Raw genomic sequence first — 23,957 nt, 5'->3', positions numbered from 1 at the left:
CTCCCCTTAATAAATCATTTTTCTCTGCATTTCGTACATGAATTTTCCAAGATGCAATATCCAAATAATTGAGATTAAACCAATTAATACAAAATCGATATCACTAGCCGCTGTATATATAACGGCAGCCCACCATACATATGCCAATATTGTATTCGTAAATTCATACGCTTTATATCCAGCCTCATGCACAATGTGCTTTAATCCTTCATCTGCGTTTTTCGTCCACATTTTCATAGATTCCATATATGTTACCCCTTGTTCAGGATATAGCTTATTATAACGATTTTTTGTTATGAGCCCGCTAATCACTACAGTGGTTAAACAAACAATAGAAGCTACTAAATTCCACACTGCAAATGAAACATTTGTATCCTGTAACAGTGCACGTCTACATGCAATAACCGCATATACAAACCATGCCTGCGTAACTATATCACCTACACGTAAATATATACTTATAATGCCTAATTTTCTGCCTTGTACGCTCTCTTCCTCATCGCGTGCCTCCGCTAACATACGTGTATTCTTCCAAGTGTAATACATCATTAAGATTCCAAAAATAGTACATACACCTATAAATGTATTAGATGATAATTTTCTCGGTTCATCCGAGAGTAAATTTAAAGCTACATACGTTGTTAAAAAGCCACCCATCATGCTTAATGATATTTTCCCCACAAAATCAAATTGTTTTTTTCGTTTACTCTTCATCGTCCTCTTCCCCCTCCACTAACATAAATATTTCCTCCACCGGTACATTGAAAATGTGTGCGATTTTTAACGACAATACAATAGATGGTGCATAATCCCCGCGTTCAATTAAACTAATTGTTTGCCGTGATGATTCAATCGCTTTCCCTAAATCCCCTTGTGATAAACGATGCTTTGCTCGCAATTCCCTCACTCGATTTTGAAGCTTCATGTCTTCCCTCTTTTTCATTTATTTAATTAAAATTGTAAATAATATCCTTATTTTTGTCAATTATAATTGTCATTACGACTATGATAATTGACAAAAATAAGGATGTATTATGACGGAAATAACCTATATAATGAATGTGAAATATGAAACAAAGGAAGTGACATATGAATAAAACATCTACCTTTTCCTACATTCTTACTAAGCTTACAGCTACTTTATTATTACTTATTAGCACACTTCTCTTAATAACTAGTCAACCAACACTATATAGTTTCTTAACTGGATTACGAGAACTACTATATGTTCCCTTCGTTCCTATTCTTGCGGCATATGCAATTTTTTGTTCTATTTGCATCGATAATTTGAGCTTACACACTTATACACGACTAAAGACATTATGCCTTTATATTTTTTGCGGTTATTTATTTTTTCTTCCACTCCTACTATTTAAAGAAGCTGATCTAATAGAGTTTTTGTTTCTCGGATCAATTGGAGCAATATGTTCTCTTTTTTTCTATTTATGTACAGTTATAGCAACAAAACTTAAGTGGATACAATATGTCATGCCAGGCATTATGCTTATTATATTTATCACAATCAACTTTATCGATTTAGAAAAGATTGGAACATCAAAAGAACAATGGGTCGAAACAAAAACAGAAAACTCTTTTGAAGCATCTTTTCAACATTTTAGTGGTGAACATAAATTCCCCATTGAACTAAAACGAGGAGATATATTAGAATTCACCATTGAATCACGCACTGAAAATCCAGATGGCTACATAGGGGACATCAAAATGGCTAGTGAATTTCAAGAGGAAGAAAATTATTTAGCTTCAGTCGGCCCTGATACGTATCATTTCGCAGCAATTAAGACCGGAACTTATTACATTATAGTTAGCGGAAACCAATTAAAAGGAAAATTAAAAATAAACTGGAACATAAAATAAAAAAGGCAGTGCGTCCGCACTGCCTTACTAAATTTTGACATAGAATGGATTCCATATTAACTTGCGTTTTGTAATAATACTCGTTTTAACTGTTTGCGGAAACGAACTCCTAATGTAATTGCTACAATTGCAATCACCCCAAAAATGATTTTACCGATGTGACCTTCTAGCACTCCAAAAATATCATGCAAGTTGCCACCTAACCAGTAACCACCGATTAAGAAGAAGGATACCCAAAATAGAGCACCTGAGTAAATTGTAATTGCAAAACGACGGAATGGTAAGTTAATAATTCCTGCAAAGTATCCTGTAAAGTGGCGTACACCAGGAATAAAGAAACCGATAAAAATTAGGAAGTATCCATACTTATCAAACCACATTCTTGTTAAGTCGATTTTTCTTTGTGTTAAAAATACGTATTTCCCATACTTTTGAATAAAGGGCATACCTAATTTATTTCCTAAAAAGTATTGAATTGTCATTCCTACACTTGTCCCAATAAAGGATAGGATAATTAAAATCGGTAAACTTAAATCACCCTTATGTGCTAAAAATCCCGCATATGCTAACGTTGGCTCTCCTGGAAACGGGAGTGCAATATATTCTAACAGCAAACCAACAAGTACAACATAGTACCCGTATTGCTGAAATAATTCATGAATCCATTCCATGTCATCTCTCCTTTCAATCACGTGCAACTTCTTACTAATATTGTATAAAAAAATTGTCGAAATAACTATCACAATAGCTTACATTTTTATTACATTTTTGTAAGGCTCTCACTAAACTTTTACGTTCTTTATTCCCCTTCATTTTCAGACAACTTAACAAGTATATACCGTGAGAAATCAGTGCCTTAATATGCATTTTTTAACACTTTAAAATCGTTATATTTTGTTCTCAATAAAAAACCACTACAAACTCATACTAACTTCATATTAGCTTCATATACGTATTGTAAGATTATATCGGAATTTGTTGAAAAATTTAACCAATATATGACTAAGCATTAAATTGAATAAATATAAGTCGTTTTTCGAAATTGAATAAAGGGTGAATAAGAAATGGAAGCTTATAAAATGCACGATTTTATTAATACAAATGTTGAATCTCATCAAAATGAAACCGTTTTTAATTTACACATGTGTGAAACAAATGAATTTGACGTAAGTTTAACAAAATCTACAACACTGTCTTTTATCGTTTCAAAAAAGAACATTAAGATCGTTACGAAAAAATGGATTAATTCAAATCAAGAAAGCATGATTGGCAAAAGCTACATCATTCCAACGAAAGCTTTTCACTACTTCTTACCCATTATTTCTGAAACTGAAGATGAACTAAATATTCAAGTTCAAAGTTTTGGACTACATGGTGAGCTTTTACTAAATGAAAGATTATTTATTGATAAAAACAACAAACATACTGCTAAAATTACTAGCTTTTTTGAAACATTAGATGAAAATGTAAATAAAGTATTACGAGGATTACAAATTCATTGTATGTAAGACTATTACAATAGTAAAAAGGAGAATATAATGAAAAAACTATTATTAAGTGCACTGTTATCATTAGGATTTTTAAGCATCCCGTTCACAGCTGCGGAGGCAGCTACAACGAAAGATCAACTGATTGTAAACACGCAGTTAAATAAAATGGATTATTATCAAAATGGAAAATTTATAAAGAGTTTTACTGTCGCTACTGGGAAAGCAGCCACACCTACACCTAAAGGTACGTTTCAAATCGTAAATAAAATTAAAAATCGTCCTTATTATACAGGCAAAATTAAAGGTGGCGACCCACGTAATCCACTTGGTGACCGTTGGCTCGGATTAAATATGGCTGGAACTTACGGAACAACTTATGCGATTCATGGTACGAACAATAATCAGGCAATCGGCAAATGGACAACACTAGGTTGTATTCGTATGTATAACAATGATATACACTGGTTATTTGAGCGGATTCCTCAGCAGGCTACTGTCACTGTAAAATAACCTAACAATACGATTTACGTGTAGCCAAGAATTTTATGTCTTGGCTTATTTTATTTCTTCATTTACAGTAGCTAAACAACTGTATTTACATATATAATAGGAATAGATTGTGTTAAGCAACATCCAAACATTGATAAACATGGATATTAAAATTATACAGTTATAATATTTTATAAATTTTATAATACATACTATAATAGAATTACTGTAATTCTTAAATATTCAGTTTCACTAAACAACTCCCCTTGCTACTTTCATGATTATTTTATGGCGGGGGCTTATTATATGTATAAACAATCTGAGTCATCGAAAAAATGATGAATTCGAATATTGCAGTTAAAAGCGTTATTTAGGAGGTGTTACTATGACGCATATACTGGTGATTGAAGACAACCCAGATATACAAGAGCTAATTCGTGAATTTCTAATGGCACAAAACTTTACTGTTGATGTCGTTGGTGCTGGAACAGAAGGTATACTTCTTTTCCAAAAAAATTCATACGATCTTGTCCTCCTTGATGTGATGTTACCAGATATAGATGGCTATAGTATTTGTAAAATTATGCGAGGACAATCTGATGTACCAATCATTATGTTAACAGGCTTACATAATGAAGAAAGTGAAATTAAAGGATTTGAATTAGGTATTGATGACTATATTACGAAACCGTTCCATTACACCGTATTTATTAAACGTGTAGAAGCTGTATTAAGAAGGGCAGCAACGAAGGAAGCCGAAGCTGCAACTATACTGCAATTCCATGAATTGATGTTAAATTCTACAGCATATGCCGCTTATGTTCATGGTAATCAAATTGAATTGACAACAAAAGAATTTGAAATTATTTATACTTTACTGCAAAATCGAGGAAAAGTATTATCAAGAAGTGATTTGTTGAATAAGGTATGGGGCTATGAACATTATGGTGATGTAAGAGTTATAGATACACATATTAAAAACTTACGAAAAAAATTAGGGATTCCTTATATTAAAACGGTGAAAGGCATTGGCTACAAAATCGAATCGTAGCAAAGACAACATCACCAAAAATATTTTCATCAAAACCTTATTATTTTGTATTCTTTTATCACTTTGTCTTTATCAAGTTATTTACTTCTTAGCTTCAAACTACGATAAAGAACGTTTTGCGAAAGAAAATGGAACGCAATCTACAGAACAAGCGGATTCAAATAAACAAAACGACCAAAGTAAAACGAATCAAAATAAAGCTGTATTACAGAGAGACATTTCTAATTTCCAATCTTCGGTTATAGATTATAAATCACTCTCTACAGCTATCAATCACCTTTTGCAGCCTAGCCAAACTGCAAAAGCAAAAGAACATACTCAAAATATTTCGGGGAAAAATAGCACTTCTGCTCCACTTACAGAAACGGAAAAGCAAGTCGCTACTAATGATGCCTTACATAAACAAAATGCAGCAAGTAAAGCAAATGATGCACAAGATAATCCAAAATTAACAGATGTACTGCAGCAATTAGCTCCACATATTGGCGCGACAATGCTTGCATTATCTCTGCTCGGATCTTTAATTTATGCAAAACTAATTGCTAAACCTTTTCAATATATGAGTGATGCTTTAAAAGATATTATGAATCTTGATTTCTCAGATAAAAAGCTACTCAACAAAAATACAGATCAAACAGATTTTAATTTACAAGTAGCTGCTTCACAAGTACCAAATATAGTGAAGAATTTACATGCAAGCAATCAAGATTTAAGAAATGAACTCAAAAAGGAACAACAATTAGAACAATCTCGTAAAGAATTTATGTCTATGGTTTCCCATGAATTAAAAACACCAATCGCAGCCGTTATGGGACAACTCGATGGCATGATTCACGGCATTGGAGCTTATAAAGATAGAGATAAATATTTAAAACGTTCCTATGAAATGATGCAAGACATTAACATATTAACGGAAAAAATGTCGGAATTATCCAAAATACAAAACCCTCAATTTAAACCTGATTTAAAAGTTATCTCATTAACTAATATTATTGAGGACGTTATGAAGAAAGTAGATTATTTCGTATCTGTAAAACAATTAAATGTTCAATCTAACATTAAACAAGATGTACAGGTTTTAGCTGATCCTAAATTTATTCAAACTGCCATTTTTAACATTATTTCAAATGCAATTCATTATACAATTGACCATCAACATGTATATATAAAGCTTTACGAAAAGCCAAACGGTTACGCATTAGAAGTATTAAATACAGGTTCACAAATAGATGAAGATAAACTTGCCCATTTATTTGAACCATTCTATCGCGCAAACCCTGACAAACATGGCTTAGTACAAGGTAGTGGTCTTGGGTTATACATTGTAAAACAAATACTAGATAAGCATCAATTTCCTTATGGTATACAAAACACACCTCAAGGTGTAAAATGTTCTATTGTATTCCCAAAAGCAATGTAAAAACATACTACAATTTCATACCCCAAATTCATACTTCGTATGAATGGCGGAATTTTGTAGAGTATATGACTCTGTTTCGTTCGCCCGTTATCCTTATTTGGATAGCGGGCGTTTTTTATTATGTAAAAGGAGGATTTTCATGGAGAAATTTAAGTATTCATTACTCGTTTTATTCGGAGCTTGTAGCTACGGCGTACTTTCAACTATTTTCAAACTCGGATTCATTGATGGGTTTTCAGCACATGAACTATTAGGGGGACAATATGTCTTCGGATGGATCGGGCTTCTCCTGCTCGTTCTTTTCGCTTCACGTCATAAAGTAACAAAAAAGCAATTCTTTTCCTTACTAACAGTCGGTACAACAATGAGTATGACTGGTATTTTCTACGCTATTTCTGTAGAAGAACTACCAGCATCTATCGCTGTCGTCCTACTTTTCCAGTTTACATGGATTGGTGTAGTCATTGAAGCTATTGCAAATCGAACATTTCCAAGCCGTGAGAAAATTATATCTATCATTATTTTATTTACTGGTACATTGTTTGCAGGCGGTGTCTTTGAAGGTCTCGGACAAAGCTTTTCCACGAAAGGTATTATCTTTGGTCTATTAGCAGCTGTCTCTTTTTCATTCTATGTGTTTGCAAGTGGGCGTGTCGCTACAGAAGTTCCGCCTTATACGAAAAGCTTCCTTATGACAACAAGCGCTACTCTTATCGTATGCCTATTCTTCCCCCCAACCTTCTTAATAGACGGTGCCTTGCAAGCCGGTCTTTGGAAATACGCTTTCTTCCTCGGATTGTTTGGTGTTGTCGTGCCTGTCATTTGTTTTTCAATTGGTGTACCGAAAGTAGGAACAGGACTTAGTACAATACTAGGAGCAGCTGAATTACCAACGGCCATTATCGCTTCTATTACACTTGTACATGAAGTCGTAACGTTCATGCAGTGGATTGGGATACTCTTTATACTACTTGGGATTTTTACCCCTCAGCTACTTACAGCTAGGAAAGAAAGGAAAAGTAATAGCATGCATAGTGCTTAAAATATCAACTTGCTTATAAATGGAAATAAAGTTACAATGTGGTATAATTTCAAATCTATTCGGAGGTATAAATGACTATTTTAAGCGTAGCTTTTTTTGCCATTATGTGTATCTTCTTCCTAATAAGATATATGAAAGAAAAGAAATTTTACGATTTGCTCCTCATTCCCATTTGCATATATGCTGGGGCAGTCAAAACCCCTTTAGTGGAGTACTTAAACTTGAATACTACATTCGATATTGCAGCTATTATTCTCGTAATCCTTGCTGTACTTTTATTCTTAAAGGATAAGAAAGTGAATCCTACTGCATAACAAAAAGACCTTTCATTTATTTGAAAGGTCTTTTTCTCTATCTCACTTTATCGCTCCATACAGCTTCTCTACCTCATGCTCAATTTGCTTTACATCGATTCGTTCAAATAATGGCTGCACGCTATCGATTCTATTCGGCAACGTGTTTTGAGGTTCCCAATTTCGTTTCACAATCGATAATGTTTTTCTAACTCTTTCACTTGAAAATGGTAAAAACGGTTCAAGGAGATTTGCAAAATTAGCAATAAGATATACACAGTTATAAATCGTTTCTTCGCATGAAACTGGATCATCTTCTCTTTGTTTCCAAGGCTGCCTCTCATCAAAGTATTTATTCCCAAAACGTACTGCATCGAATATTGTTTCTAGCGCTACCTTAAATTTAGTTTGCTCAATCGCTTCTCCTACACTTTGATATAATCCTTCTACTTTATCTTTCAGCTCTCTATCAATACTTCCTTTCGGCATGATACCATCATAATATTTTTCAACAAACTTTAATGTCCGGTTCACAAAGTTTCCGTATGCACCTAACAATTCACTATTATGACTGTAAATAAATTCACGCCATGAAAAATCAGTATCACGATTTTCTGGTGCGTTGACTGTTAAAAAGTAACGAATGGAATCTGGATTGTAGCGTTCTAATATATCAGGCACCCATACTGCCCAGTTTTTACTTGTAGATAACTTTCTTTTTTCAACTGTTAAATATTCATTCGAAACGATATGACGAGGAATTGCTCCTTCTCCTATTCCAAGTAATACCGCTGGCCAAATGATGGAATGAAACGGAATATTATCCTTTCCGTGTACATAATATGTTTTCGCTTCTTTATCCCAAAACTCTTGATCATCTTTTCCTGTTTCTTTAGCCCAATGTTTACTCGCTGAATAATATCCTGTCACAGCTTCAATCCATACGTAAATTTTCTTATCTTCATACCCTTCTACTGGAATTGGTACCCCTATTGGTAAATCACGTGACACAGCCCTATCTAGTAATCCTTCCTTTACATATCTCTCTGTTAGTTGAATCGCATTGTCGCGCCATGTTCCAGTTTGTTTTGCAGTTTCTGCAGCCGCTTTAATTTGCTCCTGAAATGTATGCAATGCGAAATAGAAATGCTCTGTTTCTTGTACGGATGGTGTATTACCACATAACTTACATTTCTTTTCTAATAAATCGAGTGGATCTAAAATAGCTGAACACGCATCACATTGATCTCCTCTTGCTGCTTCATGGCAATGTGGACAAATTCCTTCTACATAACGATCAGGTAAAAACTGCGTACACGTTTCACAATACGCTTGTTCCACTATTTTTTTATAAATATAACCTTCTTCTAATAAACGTAAAAAAACTTTTTGAACAGTTTCATGATGGTGCTCACTATCAGTACGTGTATAACAATCATAAGTAAAACCAAGGCTACGAAAACATCGCTCAAATTCTTCATGATACTTATCAGCAATTTCCTTAGCCTTCACCCCTTCTTGTTTTGCCCTAATTGCAATTGGTGTTCCATTACAATCACTTCCCGACACATACAACACATTCTCACCTTTTGCTCGGTAATAACGCGCTAATATATCTCCAGGTAACAAACTCGCAATATGCCCAAGATGTAACGAACCATTTGCATACGGCCAAGCGCCTCCAATAAAAATACTCATCTTACATTCCTCCTTTTAAATATAAAAAAGCCCCGCCCTTATCTTAAAAAAGATAAGGGCGGGGCTGTATAAACAGTCGCGGTACCACCTTATTTCGCCAATTACTCACATAATTAGCCTTAACAAGTACGGAGCTATATGCTCTTATACTGTGATTTTGATAACGAGTACCAACTCTCGTCGCCGCCTACTATTATCATTTGATAAGTTCAGGACGAAGCTCAAAGGCCATTGTTCAAATGAATATTCTTGCTTCTTCTCAGCTACCGAAGCTCTCTGGAAAGAATGTGTTCATCCTACTTTTCCTTTTCAACGCTTTTATATATAACACGTATTTTACGACTTAATTGCAGAAAAATCAAACTTTAATTCAAAAAGAAAAGGAAATCCCCTTCTCACGCAGAATAACTATACGTTCACAAAAGGAGTGATTCGATTGAATCAAAAACAACTAAGTAAACGTAATGAAAAAAGCTGGAATGCAGCTGCGTATGAAGCTTGGACGAATCGCCACGGGGCGCCATCAGATTATGCGAAAAAGCTTATGGCAGACCCCGTGCGCGAGGTAGATTACTACTTACCTTACATCCAATCTCCAAAAGGAAAACGTATTATTAATTTACTTGGTTCAAAAGGCAATAAAGCTGTTGCTCTCGCTCTTTTAGGAGCTGACGTAACAGTTGTTGATATTTCAGCAAGTAATGCCAATTATGCAAATGAACTTGCGGAAGCGGCGGGTGTTTCTATCAAGTATGTCGTTTCTGACGTACTAAATGTGCAGCTCTCCGAATCATTTGATATCGTATTGCTAGAACTTGGTGTACTCCATTACTTTTTAGATTTAAAACCACTCTTTCAAAAAATTTCTACCTTACTTAAGCGAGATGGAACGCTTATCCTTCGTGACTATCATCCTGTTTACACGAAATTATTAGGAGTAGACCACCCATCATTTCGGGCCAATGGAAATTACTTCGATGAAGAATTAATTGAAGATGAAGTTGCTTATAGCATCCTTCTTACAGAAGCGCAGAAAGAATCGTTACCTAAAACAACTATCCGTCGCTGGACATTAGGAGAAATCATTACAACACTTGCGGAAGAACATTTTAAAATTGAAAAACTAGTTGAAGAACACGGGTCTCATCAAAGGTGGGTCTTCCCTCCTACTGCACCAGAAGGAATGGAAGAACGTGTGCCTGGTTTATATACATTAATTGCGACAGCATGCAAAAAAGGATCCCTTCACGGATAGGATCCTTTTTGCATGCTCACGCATATAAGTTGAGGTTGGAGATTACCATAATTCTGTAGAATAGGACACAAGATATTTCAACATTTCGTCTCTGACTTACGTCGTCAAAAAGGGGTATGACCAACATAACGAAGAGTAATGTTCTTAGTTGATACTGATAATCGTTATCAACTAATTAGAAGTATACATGATGTTATTTCAAATTACAATAGCATTTCTCATTTTTATTTATGAATTTTTTGATATACAAATGTATACATTTTAAGAACATTTACTCATATGAATCTGCCACCTTCCATTATCTGCTATAATTTTCATTGAACAGATTAATAACTTCATAATAATGGTTTTATTAATTTCGTTCTCAATATTTATAAATTATAATAAATAGTTTTTAAAGGTAGGGGTAACGATGAAATATGTTAGTATTCGAAAAAAACTACTGTTCACACTCTTAAGCATTTCTTCTTTATTTAGCATTGCTCTTATTGTTATTCTTTCATTCGCTATGAACCAAGCCAGCGAAATTGAAACGTTAAAAAATGATGTATCAAAACGAGCAACAATTTTAAAAGAACGCGGTGATTGGTTCCAAGCACAAGTTGCTGGTTTACAAGAATACTTACTATCACATGATCAAAAAGGATTGGATAAATTCAACCGAGAAGGAAAAAAACTAGCTGATACTAGAGAAAAAGTAACAAGTGATAAAAAACTCCCAGAAGGAATGAAAGAAGCAATTTTAATGGGAGGAAAGTGGCGAAGCGTCATAGATAATGAAGTCCTCCCTCTCGCCCGCGAAGGAAAATGGGACGAAGCATCCAAAATCGCTTTAGCTCAAACTGATTATGTAAACGACCTTTTAAGTCGCTTTACTAAATATGCAAATGAAGAAAATGATAAACGTGACGCATTAATTGCTGACGTAGAGTCTTCTTCATCTCTTATTCAATATATTATTTTCTTCTCCCTCATTACATGTACAGTAACGTCCATTTTATTAGCATGGTGGTTCTCTGGTAAACTTGTTAAACCGATACGACAAATTGATGAGAAATTAAAAGAATTAGCTTCTCAAGATGGCGATTTAACCGCTAGATTGCACGTAACGAGTAAAGATGAAATCGGTGATATCGCCAATTCCTTTAATCAAATGCTCGCTAATTTACAACGTATTATAAAACAAGTGCAACAAACATCCACAAGTGTAAAAGAAGTGTCTGAAAATGTGTTTACCGAAACAACTGCTTCTATGGAAAACACCGCAAAAACCGAAGAGACTATGAATGCTCTTGAGCATAATATTCGTTCACAAGTCTCCAGCATCGAAGAAAGTTCAACTGCAATGGATGATATGACAACGAGTGTTCAGCGTATTGCAGAATCTGCCTCTTCTGTTGCTAGCCTAGCTGTTACAACTGCTGAAAAAGCAGATAGTGGGAATCAAGTCATTGAGAAATCTATTACACAAATGCATACCATTAACGAAGCTGTTAACGCTACATCACAGGTAGTAGAACGACTCATTACACATACGAATCATATTGATACTGCACTTCAATCCATTTCTAATATCGCGGAACAAACAAATTTACTTGCTTTAAATGCTTCAATTGAAGCAGCTCGTGCTGGTGAACATGGAAAAGGATTCGCCGTTGTTGCCGATGAAGTACGCAAACTTGCTGAACAATCTCAGCTAGCAGCAACTGACATTAACCATTTACTTCATCAAATTCAAGCTGACACAAAAATAGCAAATGAAATGATGACACAAGGCCAGTCAGAAGCTTCTGCAGGAATTACAGTCATTCGTACCGCTGGATCTTCATTCTCAGAAATTGTTAACCACATTAACAAAGTCTCTACACAAATGCAAGAAATGTCTGCAACTGCTGAAGAAATGGCCGCAAGTTCAGAAGAAATGAATGCAGCTTTAAATAACATCGCTTCTATTTCAAATGAAGTTGCCGCCGAAACATCACAAACAGCAACTTCAGCCGGTGACCAAGTAAATAAAATGAGTGTCGTTGCTAAAAAAGCGTCTGAAATGAAAACGACCGTACAAGAACTTGAAGTTCTCGTTTCTCATTTCAAAACAAATGCTTAAAGTGAAAAAAAGAGAGATTTACAGTCTCTCTTTTTTCACCTTAAAATATCTCTTTCTATCTCTCATTACGTCTGCTATAATTCCTAAAGGAAAGAAGAAAGCTTTATTCCAAATGGAGTAAAGCTTTCTTTCAATTTTTTACATTAATTAATTCTAATACTATGATTTCACAAAGGAGGCTTTTATCATATGAGTTTTATTAGCATTCGAAAAAAACTAATGTTCATGATGGGAACGATTTGCGCTTTATTTGGCATCGCCTTAGCTTTTATTTTATTTTTTACCATGGATCAATCTCGTCAAGCTGAAGCATTACAAAAAGAAATTTCTCCCCTTGCAACACAATTAAAAGAGCGTGGGGATGCTTATCAAGTACAGCTCTCTGCTTTAAGAGGGTATTTATTACAACATGATCAAGTTGAATTTGATAAGTTTAATTCGATGAGTAAAGAGCTTGAGAATACAAAAGATAAGCTTCTTTCTAATCCAAATGTTTCTGAGTCCATGAAAAATACAATGGAATCAGGATCAACTTGGAGAAAATTTATTGAAGAAAAAGTTTTCCCTCTTGCAAAAGAACAAAAGTGGGAAGAGGCCCTGCAAGTAGCTTATGCAGAAAATGGTACCGTTTATAAAGTAATTGGTGACTTCACAAATTATAGTAATGAACAAGCTAAATTACGTGATCAATCTATCGAAAAAATTGATCAATCTTCACTACAAATCGAATATGTTGTCTTCTTATCACTTGTTATTTGTATTATCGTAGCTATTATTCTTGCATGGTGGTTCTCTGGTAAACTTGTAAAACCAATTCAACAAATTGATAGTAAACTAAAGGAATTATCATCTCAAGAAGGTGATTTAACAGCCCGTCTACAAGTAAATAGTAATGATGAAATTGGTACAATCGCAACATCATTTAATAAAATGTTAGAAAACCTACAACATATCATTAATCGTGTTCAAAAAACATCTGTAGAAGTACAAAGCGCTTCTGAAAATATGCTAGAAAAGACGAATATATCACGCGAGGCAACAATAAAAGTTCAAAGCTCGATGTCCAACTTAAATGAAAGTATTCAATCGCAAGCCTCTAGCATGGAAGAAAGCTCAACTGCAATGGACGATATGGCAGTAAGTGTTCAGCGCATTGCTGAATCTGCTTCATCTGTAACTGAACTTGCTGTAGCTACATCTGAACAAGCTAACGACGGAAGTTCGGTTATTCAAAAATCCGTTTCACAAATGACAACGATACATGACGCTGTAAATGCTACGTCAGAAGTGGTCGAACGTCTAATCACCCACACGAAATATATTGATACAGCTGTACAATCTATTTCTAATATCGCGGAACAAACAAACTTACTTGCTTTAAATGCATCTATCGAAGCAGCTCGTGCTGGCGAACAAGGAAAAGGTTTCGCTGTCGTAGCTGACGAAGTTCGAAAACTTGCTGAACAATCTAAAACTGCTGCAACAGATATTAACCAATTACTACATCAAATTCAACAAGACACTGAAACTGCGAGCTCTATGATGTCACAAGGTCGTTCTGAGGCATTTGAAGGCATTCATGTCATTCGTGAAGCTGGTAATTCTTTCACAACGATTGTGGAGCAAGTAAATAAAGTATCTACTCAAATGCAAGACATCTCAGCAACTGCTGAAGAAATGGCTGCAAGTGCTGAAGAAATGAACGCTTCACTGAATAACATCGCTTCTATTTCGACTGAAGTATCTAGTGAAACAGCAGCAACAGCACAATCTGCTGAGCAAAAAGTCATTACGATGAATGAGATGACACAAACAGCTAAACAAATGAAACAAACAGTTGAAGAATTAGATCAACTCGTATCTCATTTCAAAACTGAATAGCCTTTAAAAAATATCCCTCTTCCAAAAGGGATATTTTTTTGAGCTCATTTCCTGCACATTATACACATTTCCGTTATAATGAGAATCGATATCATTAAAATGCAGGGGGTGCTACTTATGTCACAAGAAGCATTTGAAAATAAATTATATGCGAATTTAGAAGCTGTTATTGATCCAGAACTAGGTGTTGATATCATTAATCTTGGATTAGTTTATGACGTTACAGCAGATGAAAATAATAATGCTGTCATTACGATGACGATGACTTCTATCGGTTGTCCAATGGCTGGGCAAATTGTATCAGACGTAAAAAAAGTATTATCAACGAACGTACCTGAAGTCAATGAAATAGAAGTAAATGTCGTTTGGAATCCGCCCTGGTCTAAAGAACGTATGTCACGTATGGCGAAAATCGCATTAGGTATTCGCGACTAAATAAAGTGGAACTTGAATCAGTGGGGGGTTCCTCATCCCCACTGCCCATAAAAGCGGGATAAAGAAAGACCTGACATCCTAGTCAGGTCTTTTTCTCTTATTATTTTACGCCTACTGCATCATAAGCTTTCGTTACAGCTTGTACAGCTTTAGAGTTTTTACCATATAAATCTTCAGCTGACTGAAGTGCTGCTTGACGCATCATCTTAAAGTCAGAGTTTGCAGTTAAATATTTCGTAAGAGCACGGTAATAAATTTTTTCTGTCGCTTCACGGCCTACTCCAGTTACTTTCACGCCGTAATGCTCTCCACCATCAGACACTAAATATGCAGCTTTATTGTTAATACTACTGTTAATATGAACGCCGCCATTATCAGCTGTTCCAGTGTAGCGTTTATTGTAATGATCTGGGTAACCTTCACCTGGTTTTAATGGATTTGGAATAGATGCTGGATCTTTCAGAGAACGAAGTGCATCACCAGGTTTTCCAGGTGTATAAATGTCAGCACCTAAATCCCAGCTCTTCTTCTCAACCATGACACCCATAATATCAGATAAAGATTCATTTAACGCACCTGACTCATTTTTATAAACAAGATTTGCTGTATGTTCAGTTACAGCATGCGTTAATTCGTGACCGATAACATCAAGTCCCGCAGATAACGGAATGAATGTCTTTCCATCTCCATCACCGTACATCATTTGAATACCGTTCCAAGCTGCGTTATTCCAGCTTTCACCTACGTGAACAGAGGAAATAAGCTTCGCACCTTTATCATCGAAAGAGTTACGATTAAATGTCTTTTTGTAGTAATCATATACTTTCCCTGCATTTACATGCGCATCAACCGCTGCTTTATCATCAAAGAACTTATTCTTACTTTCTAATTCCAAACCTGTATACCCAGTCCACTGTGATAATAGATTAAATAAATTTTCATTCATATTATCCGCATCAAACGTATGAACACCTTGTCCACGCGTACCATCGAATAAATTAAAAGCCCCAGTTTTCGTATCTTGAGCAATTTCAAATGATTGTCTATTTCCTAATACACCGTAACCGAATCCTGTAATGTGATCTACAGCATTATATTTCTCAATCACATTTCCATTTGTCGCATCAACAAAATAATGCCAATAACCTGGAGCTGGCTTTGAAATCGATGCTTTCACTAAGTATGCAAGATAGTAATTCCCATCTTTTTCATATACATATAAATCTTTTTTCACACCGTCATAATTCTTTACTGCTCCGATTTCTTTCTCAATATCTGTCTTTGCAATTGTTTCTGCTTGCTCTGCGCTAATATTTGCAAACGCAGGAATATTTTTATCCTCTAAATTCGGAATAACTTGTCCGAAGAATGCTTTTACATTATTCTCTTTATCTAGTGTAACAGTTTGATCTGAACCATACACCGGAATGTTGTTATGTTTTTCAACTAGCTTCACGTGTGTTGTGCCAGATTCAGCATCTTTTTCCTCCCCAACGACATTGAAGTGTTTATCAATATTTCCTGCTAATTTAAACATATCTTTCTTACTCTCTAAATATTGAAAGACCGTCTCTTTTTTATCTAGCCCTTCCGGTGCTTTCCATTCTTCACCTATGTATGCAGGTGTTTTAAACTCTTGATGATATTGAATTTTTTGTTCTTCCGCTTTCGTTGTCGTTGCTCCGAATGTTCCAAATCCCCCGGCGATAACAGTTAACGCTAATGCTGATGAAATGACTTGCTTTTTCACTATAACATTCCCCATTCCCATAAAGATTTTTGACACTTTTATACAATTCTTGTTTTTCAAGTTGATACCTTTACCGAAAATTTGAGAAAGTTTTTTCTGACAATTCCGCTCAAAAAAAGAGGACATCTATCAGATGTCCTCTTTTTCTTTTAATCTTTTATTGTCTTTTCAATTCGATTGCTAAATAATGAGATTGCTCTTTCGCTTCAATATGAATATCTTCTTCCACCGCTTCTGCTGCATCACGCATAACAAGATTTTCACCATTGATTACACTACTTCCTTCAATTTGAACAAGATACAATTGACGGCCTTCTTTCACAGGAAAATGAATTTCTTTTCCTGCATCTAACGATAAAGAATATAAATTCGCATCTTGGTGAATTTGAATTGGTGCCCCACCTTCTAATGGAGATACCATATGAAACCATTCATTTTCACGTTTGCTCCAATCAAATTTAAACTCACCATAGTTTGGTTTATGGTCCGCACGGTCTGGTAAAATCCAAATTTGTAATAAACGTAGTGTTTCATTTCCTAAATTATGCTCACTATGAAATACACCTGTGCCAGCACTCATATATTGAACATGTCCTCGCTCAATTGTTCCGCGATTTCCCATGCTATCCTCATGTGTTAAAGCACCATCTACAACGTACGAAATGATTTCCATATCGCGGTGCGGATGCATATCAAAACCAGTTTGCGGTGCTACTAGGTCATCGTTAATTACACGTAATGCACCGAAGTTCATGTTATTAGGATTATAATAATTCGCAAATGAAAAATGAAAATGTGTATTTAGCCAACCGTGATTTGCTCTTCCCATATTTTTATGATCAACTTTTCTAAACATACCCTTCACCTCATATTATCTCGAATTCAAGATTTATTTTAAAATTTTTTTACTGTAACTTTTTTAGTAATTGTAATAATTGATGTTGTTCTTCTACATTTAAATTTTGAAACTGCTCCGCTTGGAATGTTTCTTGCGGCGGAACGATTTCTTCATATAAAATTTTTCCCTTTTCAGTTAACGAAATATATTTTGTAGTACCTTCTTGTTCACGACGAATCCACTCCAGCTGCTCCATTTTATTTAAAAGCTGTGTAATATTTCCCTTCGTAACAAATAGTTTATTTCCAAGCTCTTGCTGCGTTAAACGACCATGTCCTCCAACTTGAGCTAGTACATCAAACTGAGCGGCAGATACATTCCATTGTTTCAAATGCTGATTCGTCTCACGAATACTTTTATTATAAAAACGTGATAAACGAAACCATAATAATAATCCAAGCCTATCTTCGGTTTTCATTCTATCACCTCGCTCGTTTTATACCATTAGTTTAGAACTAAACTTCTTAAAAGTCAATCACTTACTTTTAGTAAACAACAAAGAAAGCACAGTGCCATTTCTCCACTATGCTTTACATTAACTTTCTATTTTTATATTCATCTAACTTCCTCTCCGCGAACTTCCTCGCATCTTTCTCAATCCATCTATCTTCGTACAATTCATTTCCAACATACAATACTTCTCTCTTATGCTGCATCGCATGGCGAAATTCATGCAGTAGTGTTTTGAGCACTTGCTCATACTCTTCCCACATACAAACAAAAATTAATTGTTTTTCTTTATGATAAAAACCACCTACTGGGAATAAGAATTCCTCTTCTTCTTCTCCTAATGATAGAAGCACATGATTCGCATCACACGTATCACAAAAAATAACTGGTGTTTTACATACTTCAATAAGTGAAAACAAATCGTCTCTAAGCCTTTTGACATCCCAAGGAAGCTCCGAATCCAACACATACCAATTCTCCACCTGTTGATATACATTTTGAAACTGGAGTCCCATTTTTCTATATTCCCCTTTCCAAACTCCCTTTTCCTATATGTATGCCACAATATGTAAAATATTAAACCTACTCTTTCCTCTTTCGAAAAATGACAATAAAAAAAGAATCTATGTCAGCATAGATTCTTTTTACGTAATCACTTTTTTTTCATCACTTTTTTTAATACAAAGTAACCAATCGCACAAACAATGGCAGCCAGTGCAAAGTATTTCACATATGGCCCAGCTACTTTATTAATACTTTCCCACTCTGATCCTAACTTAAATCCTAAATATACAAATACAATTGACCACGGAATAACAGCTAGTGTTGTTAACGTAATAAACTTTGCATGTGACATTTTCGCAATTCCCGCTGGTATCGAAATAGCATGACGCACAACTGGAATAAAACGAGCTGTAAAAATAACGCCAGTTCCGTAACGATTAAACCACGCTTCAGCATAATCGATATGTTTCTTTTGAATCAAAATATATTTTCCATATCGCTCAAGAACAGGTCTTCCTCCGTATCGGCCAATCCAATAAATAAATAGTTGTGCGATTACACCACCAATTGTACCGAACGCGACAGCGCCCCAAAATGTAATGCTTCCTGTTGATACTAAATAACCTGCATAAGATAATACGATTTCACTCGGAATAACCTCTAGCATTAATCCAAGCATAATTCCCCAATAACCAAGTCCTTCTAGAAAAACTAAAACGGAATGAATCAACTCTCCTAACATCATGTACCTCTCTTTACTGTTTTCATTGCAAAAAATAAAAGTACAAGCAGGAAATATCTTGTACTTTTATTTTTTTAATTTAGTTAGCCTTCTTATCCCACTTAAAGACTTTATTTAAAAATTTATATACATTCTTTGACTCTTTCGTCAAAAGTGGACCTAAGATCGATAGTATAAGCACGTATAGTGCTGAGAATGGCTTTAGTACTGACATTAAACCACCGGCGATACCGATATTGGCCATGATAATGGAGAATTCTCCTCTTGAAACGATTGTTAATCCAATATTTGTTGACGCTTTATGAGATAATCCAGCTTGTCGTCCTGCAATCATCCCCGCTACAAAGTTTCCGATGATTGTAAGAAGGACAGCACCTAACGTTAACCATATCGCCCCGCCCAATGAGAACGGATCAATACTTAATCCAAAACTGAAGAAGAAAATAGCTCCGAAAAAGTCTCTAAATGGAACAACGAGATGTTCAATTCTGTCACTATGCTCTGTCTCAGAGAAAACTAATCCTAAAAGAAGTGCTCCAATTGCTTCGGCAACGTGAATTGTTTCCGAGAATCCTGCAATAAAGAATAACGAAGCAAATACTACAATAATGAAAATTTCATCTGAACTAATATTGAGCAATTTATTTAATAAAGGCGTCGCCTTTCTAGCTACAATAAAGAATAGAAGCATGTACCCTAAAGCAATTCCAATTGAAGTAAGAGCACCTAGGAAGGAAGCATGATCTCCTAGAACTAAACCAGATACAACTGATAAATATACAGCAAGGAATATATCTTCGAACATAATAATCCCTAAAATTAATTCGGTTTCATTATTACCAGTTCTTCTTAAATCCACTAACACTTTAGCAACGATAGCGCTAGAAGAAATCGTAATAATACCCGCAATAATTAAGATTTCTAGTAAAGGGAATCCCATTATAAATCCGTATAATAACCCAAGTGAAAAGTTAATTAAAATATAAATCGTTCCGCCAATCGCAATAGAACGTCCAGATTTAATTAGTTTTTTCATCGAAAATTCTAATCCTAGATAGAAGAGAAGGAACAGAACCCCAATCCGTCCAAGGAAGGAAATGACACTTGCACTTTCAATAAACTTGAAATCGATAACACCTATTGTCGGCGCATGTGGTCCCACTAACATTCCAAGAACAATTAGAAACGGGATTACTGAGAATTTAAACTTTCCAGCAATTACTGCCGCAATTGCAACTAATACTAACGCTGTACCAACTTCAAAAATTAACGTATCCATCTAGTCAGTCCCCCTATTCGAAAGTAACTCATTAATAATTTTTTTTATTTCTTCTCTCTCACCAGAAACTACAAGCATATCGCCTTCTTCAATTGCTGTTTCTGGCCCTGGATTAAATAGCTTTTTCATGTTCTTTTTCATAACTGCAATGATCGTTACGCTATATGTTTTTCTTATTTCCAGATCACCAATTGTTTTCCCGATTGCTGGAGCTGCATTCTCCACTTTGAACCATTCAATCGCTAAACCTTCAAAGACCATCTCAACATTTTCTAATGCTCTAGGCTTATACACCATTCCGCCTAATATTGCTGCAATTTGTCTTGCCTCTGAGTCACGTAATGAAATACTTGAGATACTTTCTTCATGGTCTGAATCAAAATGATACATTTCTCTACGCCCGTCATCATGAATGACAATCACCATCTTTTCGTTACCTTTCGTAACGATTTGAAACTTATAGCCAATACCCGGAAGTTCACTTTCTCTAATATTCATATTTAGCTCCTCCACAACATTTTTTATTTGAATTTTCTGTTTTTCTGTCTTTTATTCATCCAATCAACTTTAGAAATTCTAACCATTCAGGATACATGTGAGTTGGAAATCTTTTATTGTAATAATAAGTGGCTCCTAAAAAGATACTTACAGATGTAATGATAAAAAATATATTACTTCTCATTTTCAAACTCTTAAGGCTTACTTTCAATAAAGTTTCTTCTTTCAAATTATCCCCTCTTTCTCGCTTTACATTTAGTTTTTTAAAATGTAAATAATTCTAAAAATATTACGATGTAACATAATCATAACACAAAATACGTTTATGTAACATGATTTTTTAGAAAAATTGATTCTCATATATTTTTTGCATATAATTTTCTTATTACGAAAAAAAGGAAGTGTATTATATGGTTGATATCTTTAGCAGATTCCTTGAGGTAACGAATAATATTTTATGGTCATATATTCTTATTGCAATGCTAATCGGCTTCGGTCTTTATTTCTCTTTCAAATTAAAATTTGTCCAAATTACTCATTTTGGTGAGATGGTCGGTTTAATTAGTAAGGGGTTTAATCGCAAAGAAAAAAAGAAAGATAGCATCTCTCCATTCCAAGCATTTTGCTTAAGTGCAGCAGCACGTATCGGCATCGGAAACTTAGCTGGTGTAGCATTAGCCATTTCAATGGGTGGACCTGGCGCAATATTTTGGATGTGGTTTATCGCTATCCTTGGAGCAGCTACTAGTTTCGTAGAATGTACGCTCGCGCAAATTTATAAAGTAAAAGATGGAAGCAGGTTCCGTGGTGGACCAGCATATTACATGGAAAAAGGCTTAAACAAACGCTGGATGGGTGTTTGGTTCTCACTACTTATTACAGTCGCGTACGGATTAATTTTCAACTCTGTACAAGCAAATACAGTAACAATTGCATTTGAAAATGCTTTTGGACTAGAGCGAACGATCGTAGGAGCTCTATTAGCTTTATTAGTTGCAGTTATTATTTTTGGTGGTATTAAGAGCATTTCACGTATTACAGAAATGATCGTTCCTCCAATGGCAATTGTTTATATTGGTGTGGCAATTTTCGTCGTTATTAACAACTTCACTATGTTACCAAGCATTTTTACAGAAATATTTAACAGTGCATTCGGTTTAGACCAAGCTATCGCTGGTGGTATTGGAGCAGCAATCAAGTTCGGAATTCAGCGCGGTTTATTCGCGACAGAAGCAGGTATGGGTAGCTCCCCTAACGCAGCAGCAACTTCAGATGTATCTCACCCTGTAAAACAAGGACTTGTTCAAGCATTAGGTGTTTTCGTAGATACATTCTTAGTATGTACATCAACAGCGTTTATCGTATTATGTTCTGGACTTTACAAAGGATCGAATTTAGAAGGTATTGAATTAACACAACAAGCATTAAGCTCACAAATCGGACCGTGGGCAAGCACTTTCTTAGCGATTATTATTTTCCTATTCGCTTTCAGTTCCTTACTAGGAAACTACTATTATGGTGAAACGAACATCGCATTCATTAAAGAAAGCAAAACATGGTTAATGATTTATCGCGTTGCAGTTGTCGGAATGGTATTCTTCGGATCAATCGCTGCCCTTAAAACAGTTTGGAGCTTAGCTGATTTATTCATGGGACTAATGGTATTCACAAACTTAATTGCCATCTCATTCCTTAGCAAATTCGCCTACGCAGCATTAGTAGACTATTTGAAGCAAAAGAAACAAGGCAAAGATCCTGTTTTCGTTGCAAGTTCTATCCCTGGCTTACAGAATACAGAGTGCTGGGATGGACAGGACGTAGAAGAAAAACAGAAGGCTGTTTAATAATTAAAAGCGGAAGCGGCTCGTTCAGAATCGCAGGACATTGGAGCTCTCGACCTTGAAGCGCTTTTTGCTTCGAGCGAGAGAGCGAAATGACCGGAGATTCTAGCCGCTGGAGCTGGATAACAGCTAAAAGCGGAGGTGACTTGCTCAGAACAGGAAGGCGCGAAATGACCGACTGTTCTAGTCACCGGAGCTGGATATCATTTAAAGCAGAAGCGGCTTGTTTAGAACAAAAGCTATATATCAAGACAAATCCCTATTACTCCAAAGTAATAGGGATTTTTATTTACAACAGTTCATAATTTGTTCAAATTAATTCCAGCAAAAGGGTTGATTTATACGAATTACTAGATTATAATAATTATAAATTAGTAATTTATATAACATAATAACTCAAAAGGAGATTGATCATAATGAACAAACAAGTAATCGAAGTATTAAACAAACAAGTAGCAGACTGGAGCGTTTTATTCACAAAATTACACAACTTCCATTGGTACGTAAAAGGACCTCAATTCTTCACATTACATGAGAAATTCGAAGAACTTTACACAGAATCAGCTACTCACATCGACGAAATTGCAGAACGTATTTTAGCAATCGGTGGTAAACCAGTAGCAACAATGAAAGAATACCTAGAAATCTCTACTATTCAAGAAGCAGCATACGGAGAAACTGCAGAAGGGATGGTCGAAGCAATCATGAAAGACTACGAAATGATGCTAGACGAACTGAAAAAAGGCATGGAAATCGCTCAAAACTCTGACGATGAAATGACATCTGACCTACTATTAGGCATCTACACAGAACTAGAAAAACACGCTTGGATGCTACGTGCTTTCTTGAATCAATAATAGATTTTAAAGCGGAAGCGGCTCGTTCAGAACAGGAGGGTGTTGGAACTCCTGATTACGAGGCGCTTTTTGCCTCGAATGAAGGAGTGAAACAACCGACTG

24 protein-coding genes and 1 other annotated feature are annotated in these 23,957 nt (G+C 35.3%); of the genes, 13 read left to right on the top strand and 11 right to left on the bottom strand.

Going from position 1 to position 23,957, the window contains the following annotated elements; all coding sequences use genetic code 11:
- Positions 1-6: 6 nt before the first annotated feature.
- Entirely contained in the window at positions 7-714 is a 708-nt protein-coding gene (locus VF726_RS30740) for a DUF3169 family protein (RefSeq protein ID WP_212955822.1), read from the bottom strand.
- On the bottom strand, positions 704-925 hold the full coding sequence (locus tag VF726_RS30735) for a helix-turn-helix transcriptional regulator (RefSeq protein ID WP_440173993.1): 222 nt from the start codon (positions 923-925) through the stop codon (positions 704-706). The genes VF726_RS30740 and VF726_RS30735 overlap by 11 nt, the downstream gene beginning before the upstream one ends.
- A 164-nt stretch (positions 926-1,089) precedes the next feature.
- Between VF726_RS30735 and VF726_RS30730 the strand changes: the two genes are divergently transcribed.
- Positions 1,090-1,875: a PPC domain-containing protein gene (locus VF726_RS30730; protein ID WP_048528257.1), complete on the top strand. Its 786-nt coding sequence runs from the start codon at positions 1,090-1,092 to the stop codon at positions 1,873-1,875.
- Positions 1,876-1,931: 56 nt separating this feature from the next.
- On the opposite strand, the gene VF726_RS30725 is transcribed toward VF726_RS30730, so the two are convergent.
- Positions 1,932-2,546, bottom strand: a complete 615-nt coding sequence (locus VF726_RS30725) for a DedA family protein (RefSeq protein ID WP_440173990.1) — start codon at positions 2,544-2,546, stop codon at positions 1,932-1,934.
- Positions 2,547-2,939: 393 nt separating this feature from the next.
- Between VF726_RS30725 and VF726_RS30720 the strand changes: the two genes are divergently transcribed.
- From VF726_RS30720 to VF726_RS30695, 6 genes are all read left to right on the top strand, one after another.
- Positions 2,940-3,383 (top strand): DUF3978 family protein, encoded by a 444-nt coding sequence (locus tag VF726_RS30720; protein ID WP_440173987.1) that lies wholly within the window; start codon positions 2,940-2,942, stop codon positions 3,381-3,383.
- A 30-nt stretch (positions 3,384-3,413) separates the two neighbouring features.
- Positions 3,414-3,875, top strand: a complete 462-nt coding sequence (locus VF726_RS30715; RefSeq protein WP_440173986.1) for a L,D-transpeptidase — start codon at positions 3,414-3,416, stop codon at positions 3,873-3,875.
- 364 nt (positions 3,876-4,239) lie between these two features.
- Positions 4,240-4,905 (top strand): response regulator transcription factor, encoded by a 666-nt coding sequence (locus VF726_RS30710; RefSeq protein ID WP_000148833.1) that lies wholly within the window; start codon positions 4,240-4,242, stop codon positions 4,903-4,905.
- Positions 4,883-6,325, top strand: coding sequence for a sensor histidine kinase (locus VF726_RS30705; protein ID WP_440173984.1), 1,443 nt, complete (start codon positions 4,883-4,885; stop codon positions 6,323-6,325). Before VF726_RS30710 ends, VF726_RS30705 begins: the two co-directional genes overlap by 23 nt.
- A 139-nt stretch (positions 6,326-6,464) precedes the next feature.
- Positions 6,465-7,367 (top strand): EamA family transporter, encoded by a 903-nt coding sequence (locus VF726_RS30700; RefSeq protein ID WP_440173983.1) that lies wholly within the window; start codon positions 6,465-6,467, stop codon positions 7,365-7,367.
- Between the two features lie 71 nt (positions 7,368-7,438).
- Positions 7,439-7,681 (top strand): hypothetical protein, encoded by a 243-nt coding sequence (locus VF726_RS30695; protein WP_440173982.1) that lies wholly within the window; start codon positions 7,439-7,441, stop codon positions 7,679-7,681.
- 42 nt (positions 7,682-7,723) lie between these two features.
- On the opposite strand, the gene metG is transcribed toward VF726_RS30695, so the two are convergent.
- Positions 7,724-9,358 carry a methionine--tRNA ligase gene (gene metG, locus VF726_RS30690; protein WP_440173981.1) on the bottom strand — a complete coding sequence of 545 codons (1,635 nt, stop codon included), beginning with the start codon at positions 9,356-9,358 and terminating at the stop codon, positions 7,724-7,726.
- Between the two features lie 51 nt (positions 9,359-9,409).
- Positions 9,410-9,680: a binding site (T-box leader), on the bottom strand.
- 114 nt (positions 9,681-9,794) lie between these two features.
- On the opposite strand from metG, the gene VF726_RS30685 reads away from it, so the two are divergent.
- The 4 genes from VF726_RS30685 (at position 9,795) to VF726_RS30670 (ending at position 15,036) form a co-directional block, all read left to right on the top strand.
- A complete protein-coding gene (locus VF726_RS30685) occupies positions 9,795-10,613 on the top strand; it encodes a class I SAM-dependent methyltransferase (protein ID WP_440173980.1) in 819 nt (272 codons plus the stop codon).
- A gap of 412 nt (positions 10,614-11,025) precedes the next feature.
- Positions 11,026-12,720: a methyl-accepting chemotaxis protein gene (locus VF726_RS30680; RefSeq protein ID WP_440173979.1), complete on the top strand. Its 1,695-nt coding sequence runs from the start codon at positions 11,026-11,028 to the stop codon at positions 12,718-12,720.
- Positions 12,721-12,909: 189 nt separating this feature from the next.
- Entirely contained in the window at positions 12,910-14,601 is a 1,692-nt protein-coding gene (locus VF726_RS30675) for a methyl-accepting chemotaxis protein (RefSeq protein ID WP_440173978.1), read from the top strand.
- Between the two features lie 117 nt (positions 14,602-14,718).
- A complete protein-coding gene (locus tag VF726_RS30670; RefSeq protein WP_000076425.1) occupies positions 14,719-15,036 on the top strand; it encodes a metal-sulfur cluster assembly factor in 318 nt (105 codons plus the stop codon).
- Between the two features lie 100 nt (positions 15,037-15,136).
- On the opposite strand, the gene nprB is transcribed toward VF726_RS30670, so the two are convergent.
- From nprB to VF726_RS30635, 7 genes are all read right to left on the bottom strand, one after another.
- The gene (gene nprB / locus VF726_RS30665) at positions 15,137-16,786 is read right to left on the bottom strand and encodes a neutral protease NprB (protein ID WP_440173976.1); all 1,650 of its coding nucleotides are present in this window, start codon (positions 16,784-16,786) and stop codon (positions 15,137-15,139) included.
- A gap of 157 nt (positions 16,787-16,943) precedes the next feature.
- Positions 16,944-17,642 (bottom strand): pirin family protein, encoded by a 699-nt coding sequence (locus VF726_RS30660; protein WP_212804399.1) that lies wholly within the window; start codon positions 17,640-17,642, stop codon positions 16,944-16,946.
- Positions 17,643-17,691: 49 nt separating this feature from the next.
- The gene (locus tag VF726_RS30655; protein WP_440173974.1) at positions 17,692-18,102 is read right to left on the bottom strand and encodes a MarR family winged helix-turn-helix transcriptional regulator; all 411 of its coding nucleotides are present in this window, start codon (positions 18,100-18,102) and stop codon (positions 17,692-17,694) included.
- A 112-nt stretch (positions 18,103-18,214) separates the two neighbouring features.
- The gene (locus VF726_RS30650) at positions 18,215-18,649 is read right to left on the bottom strand and encodes a DUF3920 family protein (RefSeq protein WP_440173972.1); all 435 of its coding nucleotides are present in this window, start codon (positions 18,647-18,649) and stop codon (positions 18,215-18,217) included.
- A gap of 137 nt (positions 18,650-18,786) precedes the next feature.
- Entirely contained in the window at positions 18,787-19,380 is a 594-nt protein-coding gene (locus VF726_RS30645; protein WP_141533580.1) for a DedA family protein, read from the bottom strand.
- A 79-nt stretch (positions 19,381-19,459) separates the two neighbouring features.
- The gene (locus VF726_RS30640) at positions 19,460-20,659 is read right to left on the bottom strand and encodes a cation:proton antiporter (RefSeq protein WP_440173971.1); all 1,200 of its coding nucleotides are present in this window, start codon (positions 20,657-20,659) and stop codon (positions 19,460-19,462) included.
- Entirely contained in the window at positions 20,660-21,157 is a 498-nt protein-coding gene (locus VF726_RS30635; RefSeq protein WP_048528229.1) for a cation:proton antiporter regulatory subunit, read from the bottom strand.
- A gap of 410 nt (positions 21,158-21,567) precedes the next feature.
- On the opposite strand from VF726_RS30635, the gene VF726_RS30630 reads away from it, so the two are divergent.
- Both VF726_RS30630 and VF726_RS30625 read left to right on the top strand, forming a co-directional pair.
- Complete coding sequence (locus VF726_RS30630) at positions 21,568-23,001, top strand: alanine/glycine:cation symporter family protein (RefSeq protein WP_440173969.1); 1,434 nt, start codon at positions 21,568-21,570, stop codon at positions 22,999-23,001.
- A gap of 413 nt (positions 23,002-23,414) precedes the next feature.
- Entirely contained in the window at positions 23,415-23,855 is a 441-nt protein-coding gene (locus VF726_RS30625; protein ID WP_440173967.1) for a Dps family protein, read from the top strand.
- Positions 23,856-23,957 lie beyond the last annotated feature (102 nt).

The organism is Bacillus sp. Brlt_9 (assembly GCF_051948935.1).
Lineage (GTDB): Bacteria > Bacillota > Bacilli > Bacillales > Bacillaceae_G > Bacillus_A.
Note: the sequence above shows the minus strand (reverse complement) of the source record. Positions and strands in the feature narration are given on the sequence as shown.

Excerpts from the sequence above, each read along its gene's own strand:
- VF726_RS30725 (WP_440173990.1), bottom strand. The coding sequence starts at position 2,546 with ATGGAATGGATTCATGAATTATTTCAGCAATACGGGTACTATGTTGTA.
- VF726_RS30680 (WP_440173979.1), top strand. The coding sequence starts at position 11,026 with ATGAAATATGTTAGTATTCGAAAAAAACTACTGTTCACACTCTTAAGC.
- VF726_RS30740 (WP_212955822.1), bottom strand. The coding sequence starts at position 714 with ATGAAGAGTAAACGAAAAAAACAATTTGATTTTGTGGGGAAAATATCA.
- VF726_RS30625 (WP_440173967.1), top strand. The coding sequence starts at position 23,415 with ATGAACAAACAAGTAATCGAAGTATTAAACAAACAAGTAGCAGACTGG.
- VF726_RS30655 (WP_440173974.1), bottom strand. The coding sequence starts at position 18,102 with ATGAAAACCGAAGATAGGCTTGGATTATTATTATGGTTTCGTTTATCA.
- VF726_RS30730 (WP_048528257.1), top strand. The coding sequence starts at position 1,090 with ATGAATAAAACATCTACCTTTTCCTACATTCTTACTAAGCTTACAGCT.
- VF726_RS30635 (WP_048528229.1), bottom strand. The coding sequence starts at position 21,157 with ATGAATATTAGAGAAAGTGAACTTCCGGGTATTGGCTATAAGTTTCAA.
- metG (WP_440173981.1), bottom strand. The coding sequence starts at position 9,358 with ATGAGTATTTTTATTGGAGGCGCTTGGCCGTATGCAAATGGTTCGTTA.
- VF726_RS30710 (WP_000148833.1), top strand. The coding sequence starts at position 4,240 with ATGACGCATATACTGGTGATTGAAGACAACCCAGATATACAAGAGCTA.
- VF726_RS30670 (WP_000076425.1), top strand. The coding sequence starts at position 14,719 with ATGTCACAAGAAGCATTTGAAAATAAATTATATGCGAATTTAGAAGCT.
- VF726_RS30675 (WP_440173978.1), top strand. The coding sequence starts at position 12,910 with ATGAGTTTTATTAGCATTCGAAAAAAACTAATGTTCATGATGGGAACG.
- VF726_RS30700 (WP_440173983.1), top strand. The coding sequence starts at position 6,465 with ATGGAGAAATTTAAGTATTCATTACTCGTTTTATTCGGAGCTTGTAGC.
- VF726_RS30715 (WP_440173986.1), top strand. The coding sequence starts at position 3,414 with ATGAAAAAACTATTATTAAGTGCACTGTTATCATTAGGATTTTTAAGC.
- VF726_RS30650 (WP_440173972.1), bottom strand. The coding sequence starts at position 18,649 with ATGGGACTCCAGTTTCAAAATGTATATCAACAGGTGGAGAATTGGTAT.
- VF726_RS30695 (WP_440173982.1), top strand. The coding sequence starts at position 7,439 with ATGACTATTTTAAGCGTAGCTTTTTTTGCCATTATGTGTATCTTCTTC.
- VF726_RS30735 (WP_440173993.1), bottom strand. The coding sequence starts at position 925 with ATGAAGCTTCAAAATCGAGTGAGGGAATTGCGAGCAAAGCATCGTTTA.
- VF726_RS30720 (WP_440173987.1), top strand. The coding sequence starts at position 2,940 with ATGGAAGCTTATAAAATGCACGATTTTATTAATACAAATGTTGAATCT.
- VF726_RS30630 (WP_440173969.1), top strand. The coding sequence starts at position 21,568 with ATGGTTGATATCTTTAGCAGATTCCTTGAGGTAACGAATAATATTTTA.
- VF726_RS30645 (WP_141533580.1), bottom strand. The coding sequence starts at position 19,380 with ATGTTAGGAGAGTTGATTCATTCCGTTTTAGTTTTTCTAGAAGGACTT.
- VF726_RS30640 (WP_440173971.1), bottom strand. The coding sequence starts at position 20,659 with ATGGATACGTTAATTTTTGAAGTTGGTACAGCGTTAGTATTAGTTGCA.
- VF726_RS30660 (WP_212804399.1), bottom strand. The coding sequence starts at position 17,642 with ATGTTTAGAAAAGTTGATCATAAAAATATGGGAAGAGCAAATCACGGT.